This is a genomic window from Paenibacillus camerounensis (assembly GCF_000723885.1).
GTDB lineage: Bacteria > Bacillota > Bacilli > Paenibacillales > Paenibacillaceae > Paenibacillus_AQ > Paenibacillus_AQ camerounensis.
Window position 1 is genome coordinate 1 of record NZ_CCDG010000014.1, and the last position, 26,647, is coordinate 26,647.

Annotated in this window: 20 protein-coding genes; 8 read left to right on the forward strand and 12 right to left on the reverse strand. The window is 53.6% G+C overall.

Going from position 1 to position 26,647, the window contains the following annotated elements; all coding sequences use genetic code 11:
* Positions 1–254 precede the first annotated feature (254 nt).
* Positions 255–2,285, reverse strand: a complete 2,031-nt coding sequence (locus BN3772_RS05845) for a beta-galactosidase (protein WP_042197736.1) — start codon at positions 2,283–2,285, stop codon at positions 255–257.
* Positions 2,286–2,405: 120 nt separating this feature from the next.
* Between BN3772_RS05845 and BN3772_RS05850 the strand changes: the two genes are divergently transcribed.
* Entirely contained in the window at positions 2,406–3,242 is an 837-nt protein-coding gene (locus BN3772_RS05850; RefSeq protein WP_042197738.1) for an AraC family transcriptional regulator, read from the forward strand.
* Between the two features lie 909 nt (positions 3,243–4,151).
* Here BN3772_RS05850 and BN3772_RS05855 read toward each other — a convergent pair.
* A complete protein-coding gene (locus BN3772_RS05855; RefSeq protein WP_042197739.1) occupies positions 4,152–5,075 on the reverse strand; it encodes a LysR family transcriptional regulator in 924 nt (307 codons plus the stop codon).
* A gap of 190 nt (positions 5,076–5,265) precedes the next feature.
* On the opposite strand from BN3772_RS05855, the gene BN3772_RS05860 reads away from it, so the two are divergent.
* Positions 5,266–5,505 carry a hypothetical protein gene (locus BN3772_RS05860; RefSeq protein WP_042197741.1) on the forward strand — a complete coding sequence of 80 codons (240 nt, stop codon included), beginning with the start codon at positions 5,266–5,268 and terminating at the stop codon, positions 5,503–5,505.
* Between the two features lie 2 nt (positions 5,506–5,507).
* On the opposite strand, the gene BN3772_RS05865 is transcribed toward BN3772_RS05860, so the two are convergent.
* The 4 genes from BN3772_RS05865 to BN3772_RS05880 form a co-directional block, all read right to left on the reverse strand.
* Positions 5,508–7,616, reverse strand: a complete 2,109-nt coding sequence (locus tag BN3772_RS05865; RefSeq protein WP_244444688.1) for a beta-galactosidase — start codon at positions 7,614–7,616, stop codon at positions 5,508–5,510.
* A 161-nt stretch (positions 7,617–7,777) separates the two neighbouring features.
* The gene (locus BN3772_RS05870; RefSeq protein WP_042197743.1) at positions 7,778–9,085 is read right to left on the reverse strand and encodes an ABC transporter substrate-binding protein; all 1,308 of its coding nucleotides are present in this window, start codon (positions 9,083–9,085) and stop codon (positions 7,778–7,780) included.
* A 67-nt stretch (positions 9,086–9,152) separates the two neighbouring features.
* A complete protein-coding gene (locus tag BN3772_RS05875) occupies positions 9,153–9,986 on the reverse strand; it encodes a carbohydrate ABC transporter permease (protein WP_042197745.1) in 834 nt (277 codons plus the stop codon).
* Positions 9,986–10,867 carry a carbohydrate ABC transporter permease gene (locus BN3772_RS05880; RefSeq protein ID WP_042173032.1) on the reverse strand — a complete coding sequence of 294 codons (882 nt, stop codon included), beginning with the start codon at positions 10,865–10,867 and terminating at the stop codon, positions 9,986–9,988. Before BN3772_RS05880 ends, BN3772_RS05875 begins: the two co-directional genes overlap by 1 nt.
* Before the next feature lie 134 nt (positions 10,868–11,001).
* On the opposite strand from BN3772_RS05880, the gene BN3772_RS05885 reads away from it, so the two are divergent.
* The 3 genes from BN3772_RS05885 (at position 11,002) to BN3772_RS31005 (ending at position 14,694) form a co-directional block, all read left to right on the forward strand.
* Entirely contained in the window at positions 11,002–12,825 is a 1,824-nt protein-coding gene (locus tag BN3772_RS05885) for a cache domain-containing sensor histidine kinase (protein ID WP_042197746.1), read from the forward strand.
* Positions 12,822–14,462, forward strand: coding sequence for a response regulator transcription factor (locus tag BN3772_RS05890; protein ID WP_042197748.1), 1,641 nt, complete (start codon positions 12,822–12,824; stop codon positions 14,460–14,462). Before BN3772_RS05885 ends, BN3772_RS05890 begins: the two co-directional genes overlap by 4 nt.
* A 136-nt stretch (positions 14,463–14,598) precedes the next feature.
* Positions 14,599–14,694, forward strand: a complete 96-nt coding sequence (locus BN3772_RS31005) for a YjcZ family sporulation protein (RefSeq protein ID WP_209443621.1) — start codon at positions 14,599–14,601, stop codon at positions 14,692–14,694.
* A gap of 77 nt (positions 14,695–14,771) precedes the next feature.
* Here BN3772_RS31005 and BN3772_RS05895 read toward each other — a convergent pair whose 3' ends face one another.
* From BN3772_RS05895 to yicI, 3 genes are all read right to left on the reverse strand, one after another.
* Entirely contained in the window at positions 14,772–15,077 is a 306-nt protein-coding gene (locus BN3772_RS05895; RefSeq protein WP_042173026.1) for a hypothetical protein, read from the reverse strand.
* A gap of 68 nt (positions 15,078–15,145) precedes the next feature.
* Entirely contained in the window at positions 15,146–16,321 is a 1,176-nt protein-coding gene (locus tag BN3772_RS05900; RefSeq protein WP_042197750.1) for an SGNH/GDSL hydrolase family protein, read from the reverse strand.
* Positions 16,322–16,674: 353 nt separating this feature from the next.
* Entirely contained in the window at positions 16,675–18,996 is a 2,322-nt protein-coding gene (gene yicI, locus BN3772_RS05905) for an alpha-xylosidase (RefSeq protein WP_042197752.1), read from the reverse strand.
* 128 nt (positions 18,997–19,124) lie between these two features.
* Between yicI and BN3772_RS05910 the strand changes: the two genes are divergently transcribed.
* From BN3772_RS05910 to BN3772_RS05920, 3 genes are all read left to right on the forward strand, one after another.
* Positions 19,125–20,042: a helix-turn-helix transcriptional regulator gene (locus BN3772_RS05910; RefSeq protein WP_042197754.1), complete on the forward strand. Its 918-nt coding sequence runs from the start codon at positions 19,125–19,127 to the stop codon at positions 20,040–20,042.
* A gap of 90 nt (positions 20,043–20,132) precedes the next feature.
* Positions 20,133–20,483, forward strand: coding sequence for a nuclear transport factor 2 family protein (locus BN3772_RS05915; protein ID WP_042197756.1), 351 nt, complete (start codon positions 20,133–20,135; stop codon positions 20,481–20,483).
* A gap of 174 nt (positions 20,484–20,657) precedes the next feature.
* Positions 20,658–21,212, forward strand: a complete 555-nt coding sequence (locus tag BN3772_RS05920) for an SMI1/KNR4 family protein (protein WP_425280420.1) — start codon at positions 20,658–20,660, stop codon at positions 21,210–21,212.
* A gap of 106 nt (positions 21,213–21,318) precedes the next feature.
* Here BN3772_RS05920 and BN3772_RS05925 read toward each other — a convergent pair whose 3' ends face one another.
* The 3 genes from BN3772_RS05925 to BN3772_RS05935 form a co-directional block, all read right to left on the reverse strand.
* Positions 21,319–23,478, reverse strand: a complete 2,160-nt coding sequence (locus BN3772_RS05925; protein ID WP_042197760.1) for a class I SAM-dependent methyltransferase — start codon at positions 23,476–23,478, stop codon at positions 21,319–21,321.
* Between the two features lie 121 nt (positions 23,479–23,599).
* Positions 23,600–25,519, reverse strand: coding sequence for a cellulase family glycosylhydrolase (locus BN3772_RS05930; protein WP_086074424.1), 1,920 nt, complete (start codon positions 25,517–25,519; stop codon positions 23,600–23,602).
* 123 nt (positions 25,520–25,642) lie between these two features.
* Complete coding sequence (locus BN3772_RS05935) at positions 25,643–26,647, reverse strand: carbohydrate ABC transporter permease (RefSeq protein ID WP_042197762.1); 1,005 nt, start codon at positions 26,645–26,647, stop codon at positions 25,643–25,645.

A 26,647-nucleotide genomic window follows, 5' to 3' on the forward strand; every position in this document is an offset into this window, starting at 1 on the left:
TAAGGGTAAACTGGCCAAATGTATGCGAAAAAACGAATACAATGTAGGGGTTGGTATCAGGTCGTTTCTTCCATGTCTCCTGATTCTTCACGTCCACCCCTCCTTTATTTTTCATCGGAGTTATCCACATTTTTTTGTATTGTATAATTTCCTATGCAACGAAAAAACGCCAGGCTTCCATATAAGGAAGTCTGACGTTCTGTTATGAAGGCGTCACGGTTGAACGCTATACAAAGTCCGTTGTTCCAGCTGCACTAATGCTTATCAGACAAAATCAGTACGCCGCGGCCCGGGACAACAGCGGTTCCGCTATATTTCTTACCGGTAAGCAGATCTGTACGCTGTGTTCCGCCAATATCTGCAGTACATTCTCCTTCATTATGATTCAGCAGGAACAGATAGGATACGCCATCCTTCACCCGCTGAACAGATTCGACGCCTGCCGGTGCGCTTACCAGCGGCCCGATGCCGTTCTCCTCGGCCAGGTTGGCCAGGAAACCATGCAGGAATCCGGCTTCCGGGCTGGAGGCCACATAATAGGCTTTACCTTCGCCGAAGCTGTTAGCGGTCAGCACCGGCATACCTTTATAGAAATCAGAGCCATAATGTGCCAGCACCTCTGCACCCTCAGAATGGATCAGATCACAGAGCAGATTGCATGAATAGGAACCGCGTAGCGCTCCCCACTCGCTCTCCATTACGATTTCGTTGCTCATCTCCGGCAGCAGCGCATCAATCTCTTCCGCCCAGATGCCAAGCACCTTGCGCAGCTCTCCCGGATACCCCCCTACAGTAACCAGATCATTCTCATTGACGATACCGCTGAAGAAGGTGGTCACGAACGTACCGCCTGCTTGAACGAACGCTTCAACCTTCGCGGCAAAGCCCGGCTTGACCATGTACATTACGGGTGCAATTACAACCTTATATTTGGACAGGTTCTCCTCAACACCGATGATGTCGGCTTCAATATTCTGCTGGTAGAGTGCGTCGTAATATTTATGCACTTCTTTTACATAATCAAGGGCTACAGTAGGCCCGCTCGACAGGTCAAGCGCCCAGCGGTTTTCCCAGTCATAAAGAATGCCGATCTGCGCCGCGCTGACGGCATCCAGCAGCTCATCGCCCAGCAGCTCAAGCTCATGGCCCAGCTCTGCACATTCGCGGAATACACGGGTATGCTCATGGCCCACATGCTCGATGACAGCCCCGTGATACTTCTCGCATGCTCCGATGGAGCGGCGCAGCTGGAAGAACAGCACGGTATCCGCACCGCGCGCAACTGCCTGATAGCTCCACAGCCGCATCACACCCGGGCGTTTCACGGAGTTGTACGGCATCCAGTTCTGCTGGGCCGGTGTCTGCTCCATCAGCATAAACGGCTGGCCGTTCTTCAGTCCGCGCATCAGGTCATGCGTCATCGCCGTATAGCTGACCGGAGTATCGAGGGCCGGATAGTTGTCCCAGGAGATCACATCCATATGCTTAGCCCACTCAAAATAATCCAGCTCCGGATAAAAGCCCATCAGGTTAGTCGTCACCGGAATGCTGGTGCTGTGCTCTCTGATTGCTTCCTTCTCCAGCTTGTAGCATTCCAGCAGGCTGTGGGACATAAATCTGCGGTAATCCAGAGAAATGCCCTGGAAATTAGTCCGGTTGCCGTTCCACTCCTCACTCAGCTCATTCGGCACCACAATCTCTTCCCAGTCATAGAAGACATGGCCCCAGAACTTGGTATTCCAGGCTTTGTTCAGCCCCTCCAGAGAGCCGTAACGCTCCTTCAGCCAGACCCGGAATGCCGCTGCAGACTCTTCGGAATAGTCATAGCCGCCGTACTCATTGGAGATATGCCAGATTAGCAGTGCCGGGTGGTCCTTATAGCGCTCCGCCAGCTTACCGGCCAGCCTGGCCGAATATTTACGGTATACCTGGCTGTTCGGATTGGAGTTATGGCGCCCGCCGAATTTGCGTTTGCGGCCCTGGACATCAACACGGGTCACTTCCGGATAACGGTGTGCCATCCACGCCGGATGAGCCCCTGTTCCTGTAGCGAGACAGACATAAGTTCCATTGTTATATAAACGGTCCATCAGCTCATCCAGCTCCGAGAAATCATAGGTATCTTCAGAGGGCTGAATCATCGCCCACGAAAACACGTTAATGGTGGCTACATCGATTCCGGCAAGCTTGAACATCCGTTCATCCTCTGCCCATACCGGAGCATCCCATTGCTCAGGATTGTAATCGCCGCCGTACCATATTTTCGGCAGTTTATTATTGATCACTTCTCGCACTTCCTTTATAGTATAAGTATATACTTAGTTTAACCTTTAAACTTACCCCGATAAATATAAAATTCGCGCCATAACATATAATAATATGGCATTACATTGAGGTGACTTATATTGATAGTCTCACCCCCGCGCAGAATTGTATTCGCCCTTGAAGGCGGCGAGCATCTGCCGATTACACTGGACAGCATGGGCTATAATCCGGATCAGGAGGCAGTAACACGGCCGGACGGCTATTATGTATACCACTGGCTGCAGACGGCTTCCGGTGAAGGGATCATTCATTTCGGCGATAAGAAGCTTACGCTGTCCGAAGGCAGCGGTGTGCTTCTTCTGCCGGGTACCCCGCACAGGTATGAGTCACTTTCATCACAGAACTGGTGTACCTACTATCTCACCTTCGGGGGCAGCTCATCCCGGCACATTCTGGAATCAGCGGACATGCATTCAGATTCTTTTTACCGCTGGGAACATGAGTCGCCGCTGACAGGTATGCTGCAGGATATGCTGGACCGGTATGATGCAGCCGCAGATATGTTCAGTCTGGGTGTATCCGCCGATGCCTACCGGTTTCTGCTGACGCTTAATAAATACGGGCATTTGCATAACAACGCCTCCATCGCCCGCAATATTGACAAGCTGCAGCCGCTGCTCCAGTGGATGGACACCCATTACAGTGATCCTTCCATCGGCCTGTACGATCTTGCTGCACAACTGGATGTGTCCGGCCGTTATCTCAACAGCCTGTTCCTGCAGACCTTCGGGCTCTCCCCGTATGCTTATTTCGTACGCCTGCGAATCCGCAAGAGCAAAGAACTGCTCGTAAGCAAGCCGGCGATGACCGTCAAAACCATCTCGGGGCTTGTCGGCTTCCGCGATGTCAGCCACTTCGTGGCCACCTTCCGCAAGCAGTCCGGTACAACGCCGGACCAGTTCCGGCGGCTGCACTGACCGTTCCTGTACAGATTACATTTGTTGCGGAAAATTTATATGCGCTCCGCAACAAGTTGAATGGCGGTAGGTTTAGCGGTAGGCTGGGCCGGGGGAGAAAGTCGGGCAGATTTAAAGGCAGACACGCCTTTAACCGGCTCATTGGGGAAATTCGCAGATTTATGCGCAGGATTGATTTGGAATCCGGCTGGGCCGGCTTTGGGACTGATTTAACGGCAGATATGCCCTTTATTTCGGCTGGGCCGGACAAACGGCTCGTTTTTTTCTCCCTTGGTTGGGCTTTTACTTGAGTAAACAGGCGCAAAAAAGCCTGTGCAAGCATGCCTAGTTCCATTCAAGAACAATTAGTTGGATTTTCGCCACCTAATTCGAGTAAAATTAACCTTTTAGAGTGATTAGTTGGAAATATGACACCTAATATGACTGAAAACCTGTTTGAAGGCAAATTAGGCGAAATTAAGTGTCCTTTTTCTAACTAATGTCCTTAAGTGTCACTTGGCGGGAGAATTAGGTGACTAAAATTCACTTATTCTGAGAACGCGCACCTTAAACTGCTGATCGGGACTGAGTTGGGACTTAGTATACTTGTTTGTTTAAGCAACCTCTATGGGTTTTGCGCGTGAGTATTCTGCGTAACCATCACGCGTTCGTATTACACACATTAGCTTCACCCGTTCGCAACTACATGAGTATTCTGCGTTCGCGCAGGCGTAGGCTTCACATTTCCACTTACACATCAGCTTCACCCGTTCGCCTCTGCAGGAGCATTGAGCATGACCTTCACACGATCATGTTGACGTCGGCGTACGCTACCTGAGCGGTACACATAACCAGCCCAGCAAAGACAGTAAACAGGGCAGCACCCACCCCCGGGTGGGTGCTGCCCTGTTTCAATCCTTTAAAGCTCCCTCACTTCCCTGCATCCACTACCCTGTTCCCAGCAGCAGAACGCTCTTCGCTGCAGACCGCCTCCGGCAGATGTACCTTGACCACTTCGATGAACTCGCGGAGGGCGCTGGTCATATACAGGTCACGCCGCCGGATGAACACGGTGGGCACCTCTGCATAGCGGTCCGGGAAAGGGTAGCAGGAGATCCCCTGCGTGATATTCATCCGCTTGAAGTAGGATACCGGCAGAACCGCGTATCCGATTCCCGCCCGCACACAGGCCATCAGGCCTTCCATCGTCCCGAATTCCATTACCTTGCCCAGTTTGAGCCCATCCTCCCGGAGCCACGCTTCTAGCCTCATCCGGTACAGACACTCCGCATTCAGCATCAGCAGCGTCTGTCCTTGAACCGAATGCAGACCCTCGTAGCCCATACTATCCGGGATAATCAGCCCCAGCTGCTCCTTAATAACCAACTCTTGTACAATCTCCGGATGATCGACAGGCCCGTCCAGGAAAGCCCCGTGTACATTATGCTGGAGCACAGCCTGAGTGAGGTCAGCCGGCCGGCAGATCTGCAGCTGCACCTCAACGTCCGGATAACAGCCGCGGTAAGCGGACAGGATGACAGGCAGCCGGACAGCTGCAGTGGTATCCGAACCGATCATAATGGTGCCTTTGGGAACCGGGGAATCGAGCACCGCCTGCTGCGCTTCCTCCATCAGCTTAAAAATCCGGACTGTATATTCAAGCAGTGTCTGTCCTGCTGAGGTGAGCGTGATCCCCCGGCTGTGCCGGTAGAAAAGCGGTGTCTTCAGCTCCTGCTCCAGCTGCTGAATCCGCGCAGTTACATTCGATTGTACATAGCTCAGGCTTTGTGCGGCTTTGGAAATGCTCCCTTCCTTAGCCACTGCCTGAAATACCTTAAGCAGACCTATATCCATAACCGCATTTCTCCCTCCGGAAGCAGCCATCAGTTCCAGTGATGCCCACCATCATTTCCCTTCATTATACAAGATATGCTGCAGGGAATATGATGGAAATATAAAAGATGACTGCGCTGTCAGCAGCAAACGCGGTTTTATGAAGTGAAGCTAAGCAGCCCCGTCCACAAACCTTTAAGGAGTGAACAAAATGGACAATAAGCGTTGGAGCTTTAAGGTGCCCGGAGGCCAGGAAGGCAGCGAAAAGGCTATCGATATCAGCCGGATCACAAGTGTATATGAATTGCTTGCCATTATGCGGGGTGAAGAGGATGCTCAGCAGACCGGCCCTGAAAGCAGACCGCAGATTGCTCCAGTTCTCCTTTCACGCCGCATAGGCAATAAAGACAGCAAGGACAGCAAGGGCAGAAGACGCCACCCTTCAGCATGAGTCTAGCCTTCCAGTTCCAGAATCTCAACCCCATAAGGAGCAAGCAGCAGTAAGCCTGAACGTGCCTCTGCGCTAAACGCGCATCGGTAATCCCGGTCCAGCGGTACCGCCTGCTCGGTCCGGCTGAGATTCAGCAGGAACAGGAAGCTGCCGTTCTCTCCGCTGCGGACAGAGGCCTGAACGCCCTCCGGCAGACCGGCGAAGCGATGCAGCCCGTGTGCAGAAGCCAGACTGCCAAGTAGTCCTGACCAATAACGTTCCTCGGCATGAGTCCCGAGGTAATACACCTCACCTTTGCCGAAACGGTTAACGGTGATTGCCGGAGTACCGGCATAGAAATCATCGTTATACCAGGCGATAGGCTCTGCGGTCACAGGAGTTAGCAGATCGCACCACTGGCTGCAGGCAAAGGTATCACTCTCCTGATCTCTGATTACATGAGCATCACCGCCGACCGGATCATACTCGTGGACCCAGACTCCGGCGGCGCGGCTCAGAAGACCCGGCAGCGGCTGCATGACACACACATTGTCCATGTTCTTCACTCCCGTCCGGTTCGTCAGAATCAGTGTGCCGCCGGCAATAGCAAAGTCCTCCAGCTGTCCGGCCAGCTCCTCGCCAAGCAGATACAGGCTTGGTGCAATGACCAGCTTATAGCCGTCCAGCGGCTCGCCTGCCCGGATCACATCGCAGCCGATGCCAAGCTTGGTCAGGGCGCGGTGGATCAGCTTGATGTTCTCATAGTAATCGAATCCTTCAGCCTGCGGCTGGATATCCAGCGCTGCCTTCTGCTCGTGAGAATGCAGAATGGCCGCTTCAGCTTTAAGCACCGTTCCCTTGAGCTTACCGCTCAGCTGGTTCACCTCACGGCACAGCTGTGCAAATTCAGTGAATCTGCGCCCTGGCACATTGCTGTGGTCAATCAGCCCGTGCCAGTACTGCTCGGCGCCGGCAATTGCGCTTCTCCAGCGGAAGTGGACAACCGTATCCGCCCCTCTGGCAATGCTCTGCCACGCATAAGCGCGGATAAATCCCGGATGCGGCGTGCGCCACATCGGCATCCAGCACCCCGGCGGTCCGCTAAGCTGCTCCATAATCCAGAAATTGCTCCGCTTGATCCCGCGCGTCACATCCAGCGACAGCGCCCCGCTGTAAGGAGTTGTCGCCTGCTTATCCGGCGAGGTATTCGGATAATAGTCAAAGGAGGCCACATCCAGATCCGCACCGACGGCATACATATCCAGCCGCTGCGGATAGCTGTGGAAGTTGTGGGTAACGAAATGCCCCGGACATACAGCGCGCAGCACCTCAAGCTGGGTCTGCTGGAACTTCACTACCGCGTCCCACTGGAAGCGCTGGAAATCCAGCAGCAGCGACGGATTCTGGAACTTTGATCCGCCATAAGGCACCGTCAGCTCCTTCCAGTCACTGTATTCTCCGCTCCATACCACCGTGCCCCACTCGGCATTTACCCTCTCCAGGCTGCCATACTTGTCCTGAACCCAGCTGCGGAACGCCATATTGCAGGCATCACAATGGCAGTCAATCATCCCGAACTCATTGTCGGTCTGCCAGCCGATTACAGCCGGATGTCCGCTGTAATGGCGGGCCAGCTTCTCAACGATGCGCGTGCCGTACATGCGCAGTGACCCGCTGTTGTAACAGCGGTGTCCGCGCACGCCCGGATGGTAGATCTGCCCGTCAGCAAATATCGGCAGCACATCGGGATACCCCGTTGTCAGCCAGCGCGGCGGTGTTGCCGTAGGCGTTCCGATCACTACCTGCATATCATAGCTGTGCAGCAGATCAATTGCCCGGTCGAGCCAGGCGAAGTCAAACTTCCCTTCTGCCGGCTCCAGTCTGCTCCAGGCAAACTCAGCCACCCTGACCACCCGGACACCCGTTTCCTTCATTAACTGCATATCCTCTTCCCACAGAGACTCATCCCAATGCTCAGGATAGTAGTCAACGCCGATCTGCACATTGCTGTAGTCACTGTTTCCCTTGCTGTAACTACTCTTTTCCCCGCTGCAATCAATCTTATCCTTGCTGTAATCACTGTCCCGCATGCTGTAACCGTTCTCTTCTTTGCCGTTATTGTTCATCCCCATTGATTCTCTCTCCTTTCCTGCATGGTTTCATTTTACCAAAAAGGCGCTCCCGCCTCACATCACTGATGCGAGAGGCGGGAACGCCCCGGCAAATCCACTTTCTTAATCCAACTTTAACGGTCCTTTATAGGACTCTATATCTCAATCCCACAATCAAATCCTTACTTCTTCAGCTTGTCCCAAGCACCCTGCATCGCTGTTTCCCAGCCTGCCTGATCAACCTTGCCTGCGATCAGCTGCTGGATCACGCTTGCGAATTCCTGGGTTACACCGTCAGGGAACTTGGAGGACTGCAGTCCGTAGACTTTGCCTTCCTGCACGTATTTGAATACGTCGGAACCAAGATCACCGATATCTTCAGGTGTTGCTTCAATTGTGGACAGGGCAGGGATGAACTTCCATTTTTTCGTGATATATTCTTTACCCATGTCGGAGGTTACGAGCCAGTTCAGGAAAGTCTTAGCTTCTTCTTTGGATGCGGAATCCTTGTTCACAACCAGGTTGGCCGGAATCCCTACAGTCATCTTGTCGTTCTTCTCGGCATCTTCATTGATCGGCATTGGGAACATACCGATGTTCATGTCCGGAGTGATATTGTCAACCAGCGTCTGTGCCCAGTTGCCTTCCTGCATCATCGCAGTTTCACCGTTAGCGAACATAGCCAGGTGAGTGTTGGCATCGGTAGTCAGCGGGTTCTTTTGACCGTATTTCACAGTCAGGTTCAGCAGGTTGCTCCAGTCCTTGAACACCTGGTTGCCGACGATTGAAGCTGTTCCGCCATTCAGACCGGCGATGAATTCATCCACATTATCCTGCTGTGCAAAAGCTACGCTAATCCCCTGGTTACCCAGCAGCCACCACTCCTGATAAGCGTTGCCGAAAGGAATAACGTCGATAGCCTGCAGTTTTTTAGCCGCTTCTTCCAGCTCGGTGATGGTTTTAGGTGTTTCGGTGATGCCTGCTTTTTCGAACAGGTCTTTGTTATACACGTAGCCGATACCCTCAAGGTTCATTGGCATACCATAGGTTTTGCCGTCCTTGGTCATTGGCTCTGCTGCCATCGGAATCAGATCCTTCACCCAAGGCTGGTCGGACAGGTCCTCGAGCTTGTCTCCCCACAGCTCCATTTCCGCATAACCGCCGTTTGAGAAAATATCAGGCGCATCGCCGGAAGCGAATTTCGTCTTCAGGGCTGCCGCATAGTCCGCACCGCCGCCGACAGTCTGAATGTCCAGCTTGATGTTCGGATATTCTTTTTCAAATTCAACCTTCAGCTCGTTCAGGCCTTCTACGATTTCCGTTTTGAACTGGAATACCTTAACCGTTTTCACTTCACCGGAGCCGGAGTTGCCAGCGCTTCCATTTTGTGCGTTATTTGAAGCCGTATTGTTATTGCCGCCGCAAGCCGCGAGCACAACAGACATCAGCATTACGCTGGACATCATTACTGCAGTACGTTTCTTATTCATTCTATTTTCCCCCTTGATAAGTTTGAATGCTTGATAAATTTATGGAACGGAGGATTCGAAGAAGGGATTAACCCTTCACCGAACCCGCCGCGATTCCCTCAACAATGTAACGCTGCATGAACAGATAGAACACAACAATTGGGGCTACGCCAAGCGTCAGCGCCGGAAGCGCCATATCCCACTGCTTGGTATACTGGCCGAAGAACGAGAACGTTGCCAGCGGAATGGTCCGCAGCTCAGGTGCCTGCAGAATCAGGGATGGAAGCAGATAGTCATTCCAGATGCCCAGTGCATTCAGTACGATGATGGTCATCAGCATCGGCTTGAGCAGCGGAAGCACGATCCGGAAGAACACTGTAAGCGGGTTACAGCCGTCAACCGTTGCCGCCTCTTCAATCTCCAGCGGTACGGATTTGATGAACCCGTGGAACAGGAAGATCGCCATCGGAATGCTGAGACCCAATTGGGCCATCACCAGACCGGCAATAGAATTATTGACACCCAGGAAGTTAACCACCTGCAGAATCGGAATCATGATGGTCTGGAACGGTACAACCATTGCCGCTACGAACAGCAGCAGCAGGACCCGGTTGAACTTCGAGTCTGCACGGACCATCCGGTAGGCCGCCATTGCAGCGAACAGGGCGATCAGGATTACACAGATCACTGTGATGATAATCGAGTTACGGAAAGCTTCCGAGAAACGGGCCAGCTTCCAGGCCTGCGTGTAGTTGGACCAGACGAATTCGGACGGCCAGGCCGCCGCATTACTGAGAATTTCCCCGAACGATTTGACTGAGTTAGCCAGCAGGAAATAGAACGGTGACAGGAACAGCAGTCCAAGGAGAATCATAATGATCTCCAGGCCGTAATTCCACTTGCCCTTGCCTTCGGTTTTCATTATGCTTCAACCTCCTTGCTCTTCGTAATCCGCACCTGAATGACTGTGATGATGGCAACGATCAGGAAGAACAGCAGTGCTTTTGCCGTACCCAGTCCATATCGGTTGTTCAGGAAAGCTTCGTTATAGATGTTCATCGCTACAGATTCTGTAGACTTGAACGGTCCGCCCTTGGTCAGGGACAGGTTGAGGTCGAACATTTTGAAGGACCAGGATATGGCCAGGAACAGTCCGACTGTTACAGCAGGCATAATCAGCGGAACAATGATGTTGCGCAGCACCTGGCTGCGGGAGGCACCATCGATTTGCGCTGCTTCCAGCACCTCTTTGGATACGTTGTTAAGCGAAGCAATGTAGATAACCATCAGATAACCGGAGGACTGCCAGACGAATACGATAACGATAGCCCAGAAGCCGGTTGTCGCGTCGCCGAGCCATGGAAGATTGAAGAAGGACCAGCCGGTCAGATCGCCCATAGTGGCGAATCCTTTGATGAAGATAAACTGCCATATAAATCCAAGCAACAGGCCGCCGATTACGTTAGGCATAAAAAAGATAGTCCGGAGCATGTTGCGTGTCTTCAGTGCCTTGGTCAGGAAATAGGCCAGGAAAAAGCCCACTACATTGGTCAGCACAACCCCCAGCAGCGTAAACCGCACGGTGAACCAGAAGGAGGACCAGAAATCCGAATCATTTGTAAAAATCATTTTAAAATTGTCAAAGCCTACCCAGGCCACATTCCCGGACACGCCGTTCCAGTCGGTGAATGAATAGTACATCCCCATCACAAACGGGATAATCATGACGATCGTAAAGAACAATAATGCCGGGCCAACGAAGAAAAGCTGTTGACCGAGATGGGACAACTTATTGCCGCGCATATATTGGCCCCCCCTTTCTTTTACTCACTTACTTGTTTATGATCTATTCATATTATCTGTTTTTTGACGGACCGCTTACACCTACGCAAGTGATCTTTAAGGTGTAAAATATTGATCGGATGTGACAAGAATCGATGAAATGGAACAATATCCGCACCAAACTGATCGTTTATTTACTCCTCCCGACCCTTGTCTGTATTATGGCGACAATGTATATCAGCTATTCCTACACGACCCAATCCCTGCGGACACGGGCTGTCGACGAGAACAAAAACCTGCTCTACCAGGGCTACAAAAATATCAACAGCCTGATTCAGGAGATCAACCGGCTGTCGCTGAGTGTGTATTCCGACTCTGATTTTTACCGCCTGCTTGAAGCCGGTTATGATGACCTGTCCTCTGATATCGCCATTTATAATTCACTCAGCTACATTTCAACTTCGCTGCCCAATATCTCGCAGGTATATTTATACGGCGTCAAGGACGGCAAAGCCACGCTGATCACCGACAATACTACACCCAAGCGCTGGCTGGGGAGCCCGCCCTATGAAGATTCCAATCTGACGGACAGCTCTCCGGTCAAGGTGCAGAGCACCCATATCAGCAATGTGTATGGCCTGACCCTTCCGCTGACCCAGTTTGTTCCCGAGCCCGTCTTTACCTTTCACCGCAGAATTGAGCGTATTCCTTCTTCGGAAGCACTCGGTTACCTCTCGGTTGACATCAAGCTGGCAGCGCTGACTGAGATTGTTGAGCAATTGTACGAGCAGGACCAGGAGAACCTGTACCTGGTGGACAGTGATGGTACGGTCGTCTACGGACGGGATGAAGCCGAGCCCGGCAAACCGCTGAATGCAGGCTGGTACAGCAGGCAGATTGCCGCGAATGCCGAGCCTCAGGGGTATTTTGAGGAAAGCGGATCAGTCTTTATTTATCAGAAAATCGAGAGCACCGGCCTGAGCTGGACGCTGATCAAGCAAATCCCCGTCTCCTACCTGTTCCGTGAAGCCAAGGAAGCTGCCGGCATCAACATTATGCTGCTGTTTCTGCTGATGAGCATGATTATTGCCCTGACAGTCCTGATCTCCTTCCGGATCACGGCCCCGATCAAGCAGCTGACCCGGTATATGAATCAGGTGCGGACCGGTAATCTGGAGGTGGACATCCGCCCGGCGGGCAATGATGAGATCGGTGTGCTGACCGAGCATTTCCGCAGCATGATGGACACGATCAACAATCTTATTTTGCGCGAATACCGGCTTGAGCTGTCCAACAAAACCAATGAGCTGAGGGCGCTGCAGTCACAAATTAATCCGCATTTCCTGAACAATACGCTGCAGATTATCGGTACACTGGCGCTTGAGATGAAGGTGCCGCAGATTTACTCCCTGCTCTCGGCGCTGGCTAAGATGATGCGGTACAGCATGCATAACGATGAGAAGATCGTCACCGTCAAGGATGAGCTGGAGCATGTCAAAGCCTATATTGAGCTGCAGCGGGAGCGTTTTGAAAATAAGTTCACTTTCCGCTACGATATGAATGAGCCTCTGCTCGGTGCACTGATGCCAAAGATGATTCTTCAGCCGATTGTTGAGAATTACTTCAAGCACGGCTTTAATCTGTCCCGGACGGATGGATTTATTGAGATAACGGCTAACAGACTGGACGGCGGACGGATGGAAATGATCATTCGCAACAACGGTACAGCCATTCCTTCAGCCAAGCTGGAGAGGCTGCGCCAGGAGCTCACCCGCCCTGATCCCCTTGACGTTTCTCTGCTAAAAAACAGCGAGGAGAGACGTGATGCGCCCGGTGCAGGCATCGGCCTCGGTAATGTGCTGGCCCGCCTGCGGCTCGTCTGCGGGGAGGATGCTTCGCTTACTGTGGACAATCTGCCTGAAGGCGGGGTAATAGTCAGACTGGAATTTGAAATACAAACGGAGAGTGAACGCATATGAAGGCGCTGATTGTGGATGATGAGGCAAGAGTCAGGAAGGCGGTCCGGCTGCTGGTCGACTGGGAGGGTCATCAGATCGGAGAGATTATGGAGGCCGGAAGCGGGAATGAAGCGATCGAGCTGATCCGTGAGCATAAGCCCGGGCTTGTTATTATGGATATGATGATGGAATCGGGCAACGGCATTGAGCTGATGACTTGGGTCAATGAATTCGCCGGGAATACGAAGTTTATTGTTGTCAGCGGGCACAACGATTTCGACTTTGTGCGTGAGACGGTCCGCCATGGGGGAATCGATTATATTCTCAAGCCGATTGAGCCGGAGGCTATCAATACAGCTGTCGGCAAGGCGGTCGCCGCCTGGCGCTCCGAGGCGGAAGAGCGCAGCCAGCGGCAGCGGCAGAGCATCCGGCTGAACGAAATCAAGCCGATCTACGGCGAGCGGCTGCTGTCCGCACTCATTGATGATCCGGTCACTGCAGAGGCTACACTGCGCCGGCTGGTTGCCGAGGGTGTTATTCCCGGCAGTGCCGGAGCTGCCCGTCTGCTGCTGGTACAGACCGATGCCGGCAATAACCCGCTGCTGCGGCGTTTCGGCGGAGACAGCGAGCTGCTCTATTATGCCATTGTTAACATCTGTAACGAATTCATGCAGCCTCAGGAAAAAGGAATCGCCTTCCGCTACTGGGGAGGTCCGCCGGAAATTGCCATCCTGCTGTGGGATGTGCAGGAATCCGTCACAGAGCTGATCGGCAAGATTAATCAGGGTCTGTTCCATACCCTGCAGCTGCGGATGCACTTCGGCATCAGCCCGGCAGGAAGCCTGCCCGGCCGGCTTGCCTCGCAGCGCATAGAAGCTGCCGAAGCGCTGCTGCGCCGCAATCTGCTGCGGCATGAGGATTACAGCCACTTCAGTGTATCCTCGGGAGAATACCGCCAGGATGTGGCCGCAGCCGGTGCAAGGCCGATCTTTGCCGATGTCCAGGAGGACTGGAAAATGGCGGTTGTCAGCGGCAACATGGACGCCCTGTCCGCCGCCGCCCAGCATTGGACCGAGGAGCTCAGCCGCAGCGGCGTCATCACGCCCGAGATGCTCGGCTCCTGGAAAGCGGATGCCCTCCTGTTCCGCTCACGGCTCGCCCGCGAAGCGCTGGGCAGCCGGGCCGAAAGCGCTCTGGCAGAGCTGGAGCTTGCCGACCGCGATAACCCTGCTCCTTATGCGACAGGCTATTCCTTCTCTTTGTTCGCCTGGCGCGACTGGTCCTTCAGCCTGATGCTGAGCCTGTCCCGGGTGCTGTCAGCCGGACAGGTCAAGGAACGCAATCCGCTGACTGAGATCGTTAAATATATCGACCAGAACTACCAGTCCGACCTTTCGCTGCAGGAGGTTGCCGGTAAATTCTATGTCAGCCGCGAGTATATTTCCCGCAAGTTCAAGCAGGAATACGGCATTAATTTTACCGACTATATCGGCTCTGTGCGGATTGAAAAGGCCAAGCTGCTGCTGCAGAATCATAACTTGAAGCTGTCGCAGATTTCGGAAATGACCGGCTTTCATGATGTGAAGTATTTCAGCAAGGTATTTAAGAAGCAGACCGGAGTTACGCCTAAGGATTACCGGATACAGGCTACCCTCTAGTATCCGGCAGGACATGATAAACACAGCGGTTGCTTACTCCTTCACAATTTCATTTAACAGGCCAAACGTCTATGCAATGAAGACAGATGCTGCATAAGATGGGTTTGTAAGATGATGTTGCGGAGGAGGTAATACGATGAGCGGTTGTGCAAATGTAGGCGGTCTGTTTACTTCCACTACTACAATCCTGGTACTCTACATTCTGCTGGTAATCATCCTTAGAACATTCTAGTAACCAAAAGCTAAGCAGCAAGAAGCCAGGCAGCCGTACATCGGCTGCCTGGCTCGGCTAGTGCTGCACCAGAAAAATCAAGTATACAGAAGTGTAATAACCAGCAGCTCATACAGCACAAGGGTAAGAATGGCCTCGTCGCTGCTTCCGAAAAAAGCCCGTTGTCCCCCATGCTGCTGTACCCCCAGATAAAATAAACCCCGGTCACAGCCCAGAATTCTCCCTGTAACTATCTGTCCGTCCATCGTCTGCACCTGTACAAGCTGATTAACATGCTGTCTGCATATATGATGTAAATGATGTCTGACTGACTTCAGATTCTGTACATACTGATTATCCGCCTGATACAGTACTCTCTGCTGCATCCCCGCCTGAATCCCCATTGTAAGCACACTACCTTCCTGTTCAAAGTACTACATAGTATGCTGCTTCGCTTCCAGGGTTCTTTACTTTAGTCTGCCTGACCGTACCAGGCCAGAAAAGCATCAGCCACCGCCTTGCCGGCGTGTCCGTTCGGATGCGGGTCAAATTCATTGCTCATGTATTCCGGACGAATCCGGTGCTCCAGCGGGGAAGGCTCCGATAATATAGCCGCGATGTCGAATACGCGGTCTGCTCCGGACGGAGGATTGCTGCGGATCGCCGCATTTACCGTACGCCAGCAGGTCTCCCTCTCCTCAGCGAAGTTGAACGGGGGCACGGTGCTGAGTATAACTGAGGCTGCCGGATTGGCTGCCTTGATCTTGATGACTATCGCCGCCAGATCACCGAGCAGCTCATCTGCGGTCCGTTTGCCGATATCCAGATCATTGACGCCCAGCACCATTAATACCTCATCACCCTGCTTCGCCTTGTTCAGCCACGGACCGTCCGCTGCCACATCATAGGCTCTGCCCCAGCCTGATCCGATGTTCCACAGGCCGTAATCTGTTCCCAGCCCTTCAGCAATACGCGCCGCCCAGTAGGTATAAGCGTTCTTCTCCGTACGCACACCCTGGGTAATGGAGTCACCCAGCAAGACAAGCTTCTTGGCTACCTGCTTCTTGTAGCCAATATAGCTTGGGGCTACCAGCAGCTTCTCCGACTCCGTGAATCCTTCAGCCGTCTCATTGCCTGCCAGGCTGCCTTCAGCATCATATCCGCTGACCAGCATATCCTCAACGTTATACGGGAAAGACTTGCCCGGCTTCAGCGTCCTGATCGTCCAGGTGAACGCCAGAAAGTGCCCCTCCGGCAGCTCTAGTTCAGCCGCGTCGCTCCAGAAGCATTCGCCGGGAGCAACCTGCCGGGAGCCTGCTCCGTTGAACGTAACCGCCACCTGCGTCCCGGGCGTAACTGTGCCGTCAGGCACAAGCCCGCCGTCAGCGATATAAGCGGCTTCGATCTCCCACTCTCCGCCCGGCTCACTGCCCTTGGCTTCCTGCCCCAGATCCCAGGTGGAGTCCACGCTGTTGCTGTGCCAGAGCTTCAGCGTCAGGCTGCCGCTCTCCCGCAGGCGTAGATAAGTCCGGTATGTATGAGTGAACGGCTCCGCCGCATTCATAATATAATTCGCTGCAGTAGATACTGCTGTTGCCGCTGAGTAATCAATCTGGCTGAGCAATCCGTTGTTGTCTTTATTGTTCATAATGCTTTCTCCTATTCTGTTAGGCCGGCAAATCCAGTAGCTTCTAACCGGACTCCGACCAACATTTAATTGGATTTTCGTCACTTAATTCCATCGTCTCTTATTTTCCCTTATACCCCATTAACAGCAAATACTGCACAATTAAGTGTCATTTTTCCACCTAGTATGCCTCTAATCAGCGGTTGGCTAAGAATTAGATGGCGAAATTCCACTTAGCTTAAAAGCAAAACTCTGAAAAATCACAATCATCACATATCTCCGCCTATACTCAGAGGTTCCTTTATATGCTCCAAAAAAACTCCCTAATAAACCGGGAACAATCTGTTCCCGGCCATTAGAGAGCTGGTCTTACCTTATTTCAATGTAATGGTGAAGGAGACAGACTTATCTCCCGCAGCCACATTCACAGTAGTTTCATCTGCCTGTTCAGCACCTTCTACGGATGCGATGGCACCCAGGTCCTTCACAGCCAGCGAGAACGCTTTGCCGTTGCCTTCAGCCGTTACAGTTACCTTGCTGCCCTGGCGCTCAGCCTTCACAGTCAGCTCAGGCGCACCCTTGATGTCGCGGACAACCGCAGTTGTAGCAGCGCCGTCTTCCAGCGAGTACAGGCCGAACTTCACGCCGTCGGCAAAATCATAATCCGGACGGGTATCTTCACTGCCTGTAGCAAGCAGCGAGTTCTGGCGGACGAACAGCGGCAGGCTGAAGAAGTCGTGCTTCTCTTTGCGCCATGCTCCGCCTGTTACGGTCTCGCCGCTCAGCAGGTGCGTCCAGCGGCCGGCCGGCAGATAGTATTTCACTTCGCCGTTCTCCTGGAAGATCGGAGCAACCAGCAGCTTGTCGCCCAGCATGTACTGGCGGTCCAGCACTTCACAGGTCGGATCCTCAGGGAACTCCATCACCATGGCCCGCATCGAAGCCCAGCCCTGCTCATGCGCCTGTCCGGCAACATCATACAGGTAAGGCATCAGGCTGCATTTGAGCTTGGTGAAGAACCGGGTAACATCAACCGCTTCGTCATCGTACGCCCAAGGCACACGGTACGAGGTGCTGCCGTGCAGACGGCTGTGGCTGGAGAGCAGGCCGAAGGCCAGCCAGCGTTTGAACACATGCGCCGGAGCCGTATTCTCGAAGCCGCCGATATCATGGCTCCAGAAGCCGAAGCCGGACAGACCGAGCGACAGGCCGCCGCGCAGGCTTTCTGCCATCGACTCGTAGTCTGCATAGCAATCGCCGCCCCAGTGAACCGGGAACATCTGCCCGCCGGCTGTAGCCGAACGTGCAAACACTGCTGCTTCATTTTTGCCAAGCTTCTCTTCCAGTACGTCGAATACAACCTTGTTGTACATTTGGGTGTAATAGTTGTGCATCTTCTGCGGATCAGAGCCGTCGAAGTACACAACATCCGTAGGGATGCGCTCGCCGAAATCTGTTTTGAAGCTGTCCACGCCCATGTCCACCAGGTCACGCAGGTAACCGGCATACCATTCGCAGGCTGCAGGGTTCGTGAAGTCTACAAGACCCATTCCCGCTTGCCACAGGTCCGTCTGGTACACGTCGCCGTTCGCTTTTTTGATCAGATAGCCGTTCTTCTTGCCTTCTTCAAACAACGGGGAACGCTGTCCGATATAGGAGTTAATCCATACGCAGATCTTCAGGCCTTTCTCCTTCAGGCGTTTCAGCATGCCTACAGGGTCCGGGAATACGCGCGGGTCCCACTGGAAATCAGTCCACTGGTATTCACGCATCCAGAAGCAGTCAAAGTGGAACACATGCAGCGGCAGATCACGCTCTGCCATACCTTCTACGAAGGAGTTAACAGTAGCTTCATCGTAGTCAGTGGTGAATGAAGTCGTCAGCCACAGGCCGAAGGTCCACGCCGGCGGAAGCGCAGGCTTACCGGTCAGGGAAGTATATTTGCTGATAACCTCTTTGATCGAAGGTCCTTCGATTACGAAATATTCAAGGCTCTCGCCAGCTACGCTGAACTGGGCTTTCTTTACTTTTTCCGAAGCGATTTCATACGAAACGAGTTCCGGGTGATTAACGAATACGCCGTAGCCTTTGCTGGTTACATAGAACGGAATGTTCTTGTAAGCCTGCTCGGAGCTGGTGCCGCCGTCTTTGTTCCAGAGGTCAACAACTTGTCCGTTCTTCACAAAAGGAGTGAAGCGCTCGCCCAGCCCGTATACATATTCGCCTACGCCGATATCCAGCTCTTCACGCATGAACGTGTTGCCGTCCTGATCGGTGATGTAAGCCATGGATTTGAAACCGCTGCCGGTAATGCGCTCTTCACCGCGGTAGAAGTCTACGGACCAATGTGTGCCTTTGTTGATGACAACACGGAGTCCGCCGCTTACCAGCACGGTTTGTGCTTCGGTTTCTTCGATTTGTACATGATCGCCGGTACCCTTGGTCAGCTCAAAAGCCGGTCCGCGGTCAATAACGCCGTCATTGTGAATGATCTTCACGCCTACCACGCCGGGAAGCGGGGAATGGAATTTAACAGTAAGGAGCGTGGAGTTCAGTGTTGCTGCACGTCCTGTAATTGGAGTTGTTTGTGTAATTGCAGTCAGACCCTCAGCAGTTTTTTCCACTGCATAGTTCTGCACTGCGCCGTTGATATTGATTCCTTCACGAACCAGCCAAAGGCCATCTGTAAATTTCATAAGTGTGCTTGCCACCCTTCAATTTGGTGTTTATAGTTGCATTATAACGATAAAAAATAAACAAAACTAATATAATATAGCTTATTTATAACACTATTTTGATGTTTATCTGCCAAGGAGGCATAATTATGGACCGCACGTCCCAGCGATTGCTAAAAGAAGACCGCGTACACGGTGATGTTATGTTCCCGCTGGCCGCCTACTGGATCGAGCTTCCGGCCGGAACTCACATCCTGGATACCCACTGGCATGAGGAGGCGGAGTTTTTTATGCTGCTGGAGGGGGAAATCCTGTTCCAGGTGGATACCGATTATTTTCCGCTCCAGGTAGGGGAAGCCGTGTTCATCGAATCCGGGGATATCCATGCCGCTCATGTCCTGAAGGAAGGCCCTTGCCGCTTCTGCGCACTTGTATTTCATCCGGATCTGCTGGCCAGCGCCCAGTACGATACCATTCAGCAGACGGTTATTCTGCCGCTTCAGGAGAAGCGCCAGAGCTTCCCGCGGCATCTTACCCCGGCTGTTCCCTGGCAGCAGGAGCTGCTGCACCAGCTCGAGCGGATGATGGACGCATATGCTAATAAAATGCCCGGATTTGAGGCCTTTATGAAAGGAACCCTGCTGATTATGCTGTCACAGATTGCCGCGCCGGACCGCTCTGTGAACCACAGCCTGTCGCCGGGTGCCGATAACGCCAAGGTTAACAGGCTCAAAAAGGTTATCCTGTATATCCAGGAGAATTATCAGGAGCCGATCCGCACCCGTGACCTGTCTGAGCTGATTCCGATGAGCGAGGGCCAGTTCTGCCGTTTCTTCAAGGCGATGACCCGCAAGACGCCGGTGGATTATATCAACTCCTACCGCATCCGCCAGGCGGCCGCCCTGCTGCAGCAGACTGAACGCAAAATCTCCGACATCGCGCTGGAGGTCGGCTTTGATAACGTCAGCTATTTCATTAAAGTGTTCCGCAAAGCGATGAGCTGCTCGCCTTCGGAATTCCGTAAAGAGGCGGTGCAGATTGCGGGTGTGGGACAGCTGCATCCGTGAGAAAGCTGCTTACCGCTCCCCCGATACGGTTAAGTACCTGTAAGGACGGGTGTCCCCGTCCGGTAAATTTACTTACAGGAGGCAGATCCCATGAATCAACATGTCACTATGCCGAGTGAAGTACAGGAATATTACAATACCATCAACCAATATCAGCCGGAGGCTTTTATCGATTTGTTCGCTGAAGAAGCCGTAGTCAGGGATAACGGGAAGCAGATTCAGGGCAAAGAAGCTATAGCGGCCTGGGGCGAAGCAGAGCTGTTCTCGGCCAAGGTCCGCTTCACCATTAATGAAATTGAGGAGTCTGGAGACAGGATTGCTGTAACGGCAGAGATGGAAGGCGAATTTAACCGGAACCGGGTTCCCGCCCCGCAGCTGTTCAGACATGACTTCAAGATTCGTAAAGGTAAAATCAGTTCGCTGGATGTTACGCTGAAATAGAGTTTCTCCAAGGGGAGCCGCATGTGCGGCTCCTTTTGTTATTTCCGGCATCCCAAAGCTGAAGCCGTCCCCCTCCGGCCGTGTCCCCTGATATTTGCATTAGCCAGGCTGCTTTATTAAGCTTAACGTTATTATCCATTCATCAGATGAACTATTAAGGAGGCACCTTATATGATCTGGAGCAGCACATTCAGCAGCAGCTATCAGCAGCAGCCAGGCCTCTCCGCTGCGGAGCTGGAGTCTTTCACAGCCGGCTGGCATCTGCCGCTGACGGAGAGCGAGCGGCAGGAGATTGTCAGCAGACAGCGCAATCCCTTCCCGGCAGCGCATCCGCTGCATGCACAATATACGCCGTTTGATCCCGGCTTGTGGTCCATACCGCAAATGCCGCTGCCTGCAAGCTATCTGGACTTTTTACGTTATTCTGACGGGGGCGAGTTCGGCAACGGCGACCGGTATTTCCAGTTCTTCAGCGCCGGAGAACTGCGTGCCATGATGCTGGCTTATGAGTTTCCGGAGTATATGCCGGGAGCAGTGCCCTTTGCGATGGACGGGAGCGGCAACCATTATATCTGGGATATGCGCAGCCCTGCAGACAGCGAAGGAGAGTACCCAATTCGGGTGTCACATTCCGGCAGTCTCGGTTATGAGGACTCTATTGTTATAGCCGGGTCATTCCTTGAGCTGTGCAGCGGAACCACTGCGGCGGACGATGAGCTTAACGGGTAGACGGAGTGGCTGGCATGCCAGCCACCGGACATGCAACAGGCCTGAAACTGCACCGGCGTTATGCCAATACAGTCTCAGGCCTGATTGTTGCTTCACACTACCGGTCTCAGTCTGCCGCCGCTACCTTACGGATCACAATAAAGCAGGTGCTGTCCGGTAGCAGCACCTCTATTCCGTCTTCATCCATCAGGCTAATCCGGCCGCGCAGAGCCTCGGTGTAACCCTCCTGCAAGTAGTGTCGGAACACTTCAAGCTGCGCCCGCTGGCCTAAATGCTCCCGGATAAAAGCCTCATACTGCGACGGAGTGAAGTAACCGAACTGCTCCTGGACTTCATGAACGTAAGCTTCCGCTCCCCAGGTGTACGTATACAAAAACTCCATCGCATCGTTCACCGGCATCTGTACTTCCTGCTCTGAAAGTACCCGGTACTGAATCTCCCGTCCGGCAAAATCCTCCGCATACCGCTTCAGCCACTCCAGCCCGTTCTCCTCCAGGAAGCGGATTCTGCGTTGCTGCGTCTCCGGCTCCGTCATAATCCCGTCACGGATAATGATCACTCCGCCTTCAGCCAGCACCTCAAAAGCGCTCACCAGCGCGGCAGCAACGGTCCGGTGGTTAAACTTCCGGCCATCCATCGGCACGTAAGAATACAGCTCATGCAGAATGGACGAGAAAATAACCGTGTCCACCCTGCCCGCATCCACATACTCCTTCAGATTCAGCGCATCTCCCTGCTGCACCTCCCAGCGCCGCCCTTCCCGCGCCTTGCGCTGCTGCAAAGCCTCGATCACATTGCTGGAGATATCAATGCCGACCGGTGTAACTCCGGGCATCCGCTCTTCGATCAGATCCAGCAGCACACCGCCGCCCGGCCCGATGTCCAGCACGGTGGTGCCGCTAATATAATCGAGAATGACGGATTTATAATCTGCAGTATCATTCATCTGGCTTAGATAGCTGTCCTCATTATGGAACCGGTCGAAGGCATCGCGCCGCAGCTCAAACAGATCGAACAGCATCAGCACCGCCCGTTCATACAGCACCGACTTCTCGGCCTCCATGCAGAACTCAATCAGCTTCTCTGCGGCAGGCGAGAACTCGAAGTCGAAAAACACCGTATCCGGCAGATGCCCCTGCCGCCGCAGCCTGTGTATCAAATGCGGATTGCCTGGAGTAATCGCCCCCCCGGCAATATCCCTCCAGCTCAGCCCCGACAGATACTTTTCGATAATCCGCTTCTTATATACATTAATTTTCTTGGTTCCCTTGTAATCGTAATAGATGCTGTTCATCACGGCTTCAAAGCTGAGATGACCTATGCCGTTGCCGTTGCCGTTGCCGCTGTTGCCGCCACTGCTGCGGGCAGCCAGCGCCAGCACCTTCAGGAACTGCTCCAATGAAAAGGTCTGCAGTGCGGATTCTGCATACCAGAAGGTAGCCGGCTGCAGCTCTTCAAGCATTTCTGCGGGTAGCCCCTCCTGCTCCAGACGGCTCCATTCCGCTGCAAAATCCTCCCCGCGGAGGATCGGGCCGGACCGCATGCGCCGCAGCCGCTCCTTCATCGGCAGCGGCTCAGCCGGCTCGCCGGATGTGACGGCAGCGATCAGCTCCATGATCCCGCTGCGCACATCCTGCCACAGCACCGGCGAAACGGCCCCGATAATGCAATGGTTCAGCGCAAACAGCAGCCGTTCCAGCTCATCCGCGGTCAGCAGCCCTTCCTCCATGATTACCGCCAGAGGACGGTTGACCTCCGGCGGAACCTCGCCGCGGATCTGCTGGCCGAGCAGCCCGTGCGTCTCGATCAGGCGGTGCACAATGACCAGCGTCTCCGCGTCCGGTACACCAGCCGCTCTGAGAGCAGAGACCTGCGGCCTTCCGGCGATCTCAAACGTCTCCCCTGCAGTGTGCTGCCAGTACAGCTGGGCAGAGCCTATATTATGGGCGAAGCAGTTGATGCCCTCCTCCTGCCACCTCCGGCGCTGGTGCGGGGTCCCGCCTTTGGCCGTCTCCGACCAGACCAGCGTCTCTTCGGCCAGCTCCCTGATCCAGTAAGACAGCTGCAGGCTGTCAAGCAGCCTGAGACTCCGTTCCACGTAATCCAGCACGGGATTCCGCTGATCCAGCTCCTGCAGCGACTCCACCCGCTCCAGGTTAACAATCGGCATCTCGGCAGACACAATAATATGAAGCCATGCCGGCCCGGCCGAAGGCTGCAGCCGGCCTTCGCGGTAAGCTTCTATGGCTTGCAATGATTTCAGCATGGGAGGCCTCCTATGTAATGTATAAGTTAGTTCTTACTATACCATAGCCCCGCTTCCCGCCGTTTGAATCAGCCGCAGCCAAAAGGTCTCACTACGTCCCTGTAACAGAACCCCTGCCGTATCATCTGCCGCGCTTCCGTTTTCCTCTTCTACCCCAATAGATTCCGGCCGCTGCCAGGACAGCCACTCCTGTTATGAGCACTAGGATTACCATCAGCCTGCTGCCGCTCCCCGGCACAGATTCGGCTTCCTCTCCGGCAGGGGCCAGTGCGGGAACGGCTGATTCCTCCGGTGTGGAAGAAGGCTCAGGACTTTCTGCCGGCTGCTCCGGCTCCTGCACTGCCGCCGCCGACTTTGCATCATCAGCAGAAACTCCGATAATGGAGAAGCCCTCCTTGGTTATCGTATAAGGAACGGTTTCCCCGCTGCGGAAATGCATCCGCAGCTGCATCTCCCCGTCCTTCACCCCGCTCCAGAAATCATCCGTGAACTTGATTTCACCGGTCTTGTAATCTGGATAGAAATGCCGGATATATTCTTTATACGGCGTCCACTCATCCGGGCCGGCATTGCCGCCTGTGGTATAGACCGCTTCCAGCGTAGCCAGACTATCCCCGTTAAACAAAACCGGCAGGGAATAGATTCCTTGCGGCCCCTGCGAGCTTCGCAGAACAGGCGTGTCATAGTGAATCAGCTTGATGGGCCAGTCAGCTCCGCCACTAAACCTCGCCGTCAGCACCGCGTTCACCCCATACTCCTCCTTGAGCAGCCTCTCCAGCAGTGCGGAGGTGAGTATTAACTGCTCTCCCTCAAGCCTGTAGTCCGTGCCCTCGATCAGTACCTTGTCACCGGACAGCAGCTCCCTGAAGGTGTTGCCGTTCATGTTCAGCTCCAGCGCGGTATCCTGCAGCGGCGAGCCTTTTCTAATGTAGACCGAATCGCTTTGCGCATTGGAGGAACGCCCCTTCCAGCCCTGCACCATCACCTGATGCAGCTCCTCATCCACCCATTTGAAGGTGCGCCTGTCGAAGTGCTGTCCGTTGTCCCAGAGCAGCAAGGGCATTTTTTTCTCCCGGGCATAGTAGCCGATGTATTCAAAAAACTTCAGAATCTCGCCATGCTGCACCGTTTCCAGTGATTTATCGAACCCCAGCAGGCCGTATTCACCGACAATAACCGGAATGCCTTTGGACGTAAAGATGTCGTAGGCAAGGTCAAAGGCCTGAATTAAATCCTGCCTGGCCGTGTCATCAAAGGTTATAGCGCCGGCTGTGTTCACACTGAACGCATAATATCCGTAGTAATGGAACGTTGCGATCAGCCGCTTGTCCTTGAGCTTACTTATGGTCTTTGACAGCTCCTGCAGCCTGGCCTCAGTCGGGGCGGCTGTCAGCGTAGAGAGTACCAGCGGACGTTTGCCGTTGTTGCCGCCGGAGCTGCGGACGATGCTGTGAAAGGAGACGTTCAGCTCATCCAGCATCGTGAAATATTCCGGCTCATCCTTGCTCCAGTCGTCGGAATAACGCGGCTCGTTGACACTCTCGAACATCAGCGTATCCGGGTAATCCTTGAATTGCCCGGCAATCTGCGTCCAGGCGGCGTTGAATCTAGCCATTACTTCATCATGCTCTGCCGCCATGTTCATAATCCAGTTGGAATCATGGTGGAGGTTGATCATCACATGCATTTTCGCCTCCAGCGACCAGTCAACTACCTCCTGAATGCGCGCCATGAAGGCCGGATCAATGGCATAGTCCGGGGCATCCCCCATCCGGTGCCTCCAGGTGATCGGAAGACGGATCGTCTTGTAGCCCTCGGCAGCAAGCTGGTCTATAAAAGCCCTGGTCACAGGCGGGTTGCCCCAGGAGGTCTCAGCTCCGCTGGCTTCAAAGGTATTGCCCAGATTCCAGCCGGGACCCAGCGCTTCCACATAAGCCTGCAGCGGTATCCCGGCTTCCTTGGCCTGCGCGGGCGCAGCAGGCCAGGCTAGGGCAGCCGCCAGCAGCAGGATGATCAGGCTGAACGGATGTTTATTTTTCATTGTACGCACCCTTTCCTGCAAGTAGAAACGGCTACACCGTCCTAAACAGGACGGTATCCGTTTCTGTATATTTCATAAAAATGCCGGAGGCAGCGAAGCAGCTCTCCAGCATCTCAAAACTAATTATCCGATTATGCCGCTCCGCTCCACGCTCTCCACAAAATACCGCTGCACAACCAGATACAGCAGAATCAGCGGAATAATGGCCAGCAGAATGCCGGTGTCAATAATCATGGCTACGTGGTTTGGATCAGCCTTAACCGCAGACCCGCCCCCGCCTGCCCCCAGCATACCCGGAATCAGGGCATTGGCCTGAGCCGCCAGCGAGCTGACCTTGGTAGGCATGAGCGCCAGTTCACTCATAAAGAGCGAAGTGAAAAAGGTATCATTATATTGCCACACGAAGCAGAACAGGATGACGGTGATCATCGGCGAGACCGCATTGGGCAGCATGATCCGCAGGAACGTTTTTACTCCGCCCGCGCCGTCAATCAGCGCTGCTTCTTCAATCTCCTTCGGCATCCCCTTGAAGAACTGGCGGAAGATATAGATAAAGAGGCCCGCCTTCAGCCCGATCGCAGTTGCCGAGGTAATAATGGAAGGCCAGTACGTATTGAGCAGGTTGAGCCCGGACTTACCGGTGATCAGATGAATGATTCCCAGAATGTCGAAGCTTCTGAAATGCAGGTACATCGGCACCATCAGCGTGCTGGTCGGCACGAGCAATGTCAGAATGACGAGTGCGAACAAAAGGCTGCTTCCCGGAAAGTTAAATCTGGCGAAGCCGTATCCGGCCAGGGCACAGGAGGCCGTGGTCAGCAGGGTCGTCACGACAACGAACAGCAGTGTATTGCCGAGCAGCGGGAAGTAATCCAGAATCTGCATTGCCATTCTGATATTGTCCAGCGTAAAATGAACCGGAATCATATAAATCGTCGGATTGTAAATATCCGTCTTATCCTTGAAGGCAATGGAGAACTTCATCAACAGCGGATAAATAATGATGAAGGATATCCCTATGACCAGCGCATAACGGAACAATGCGTACAGGATATCGACTGCCCTGCCTCTCACCTTTTGGATTCTGTAATGCTGGGCTTCTTTACGGACAGCTTGCGGAGACTGCAT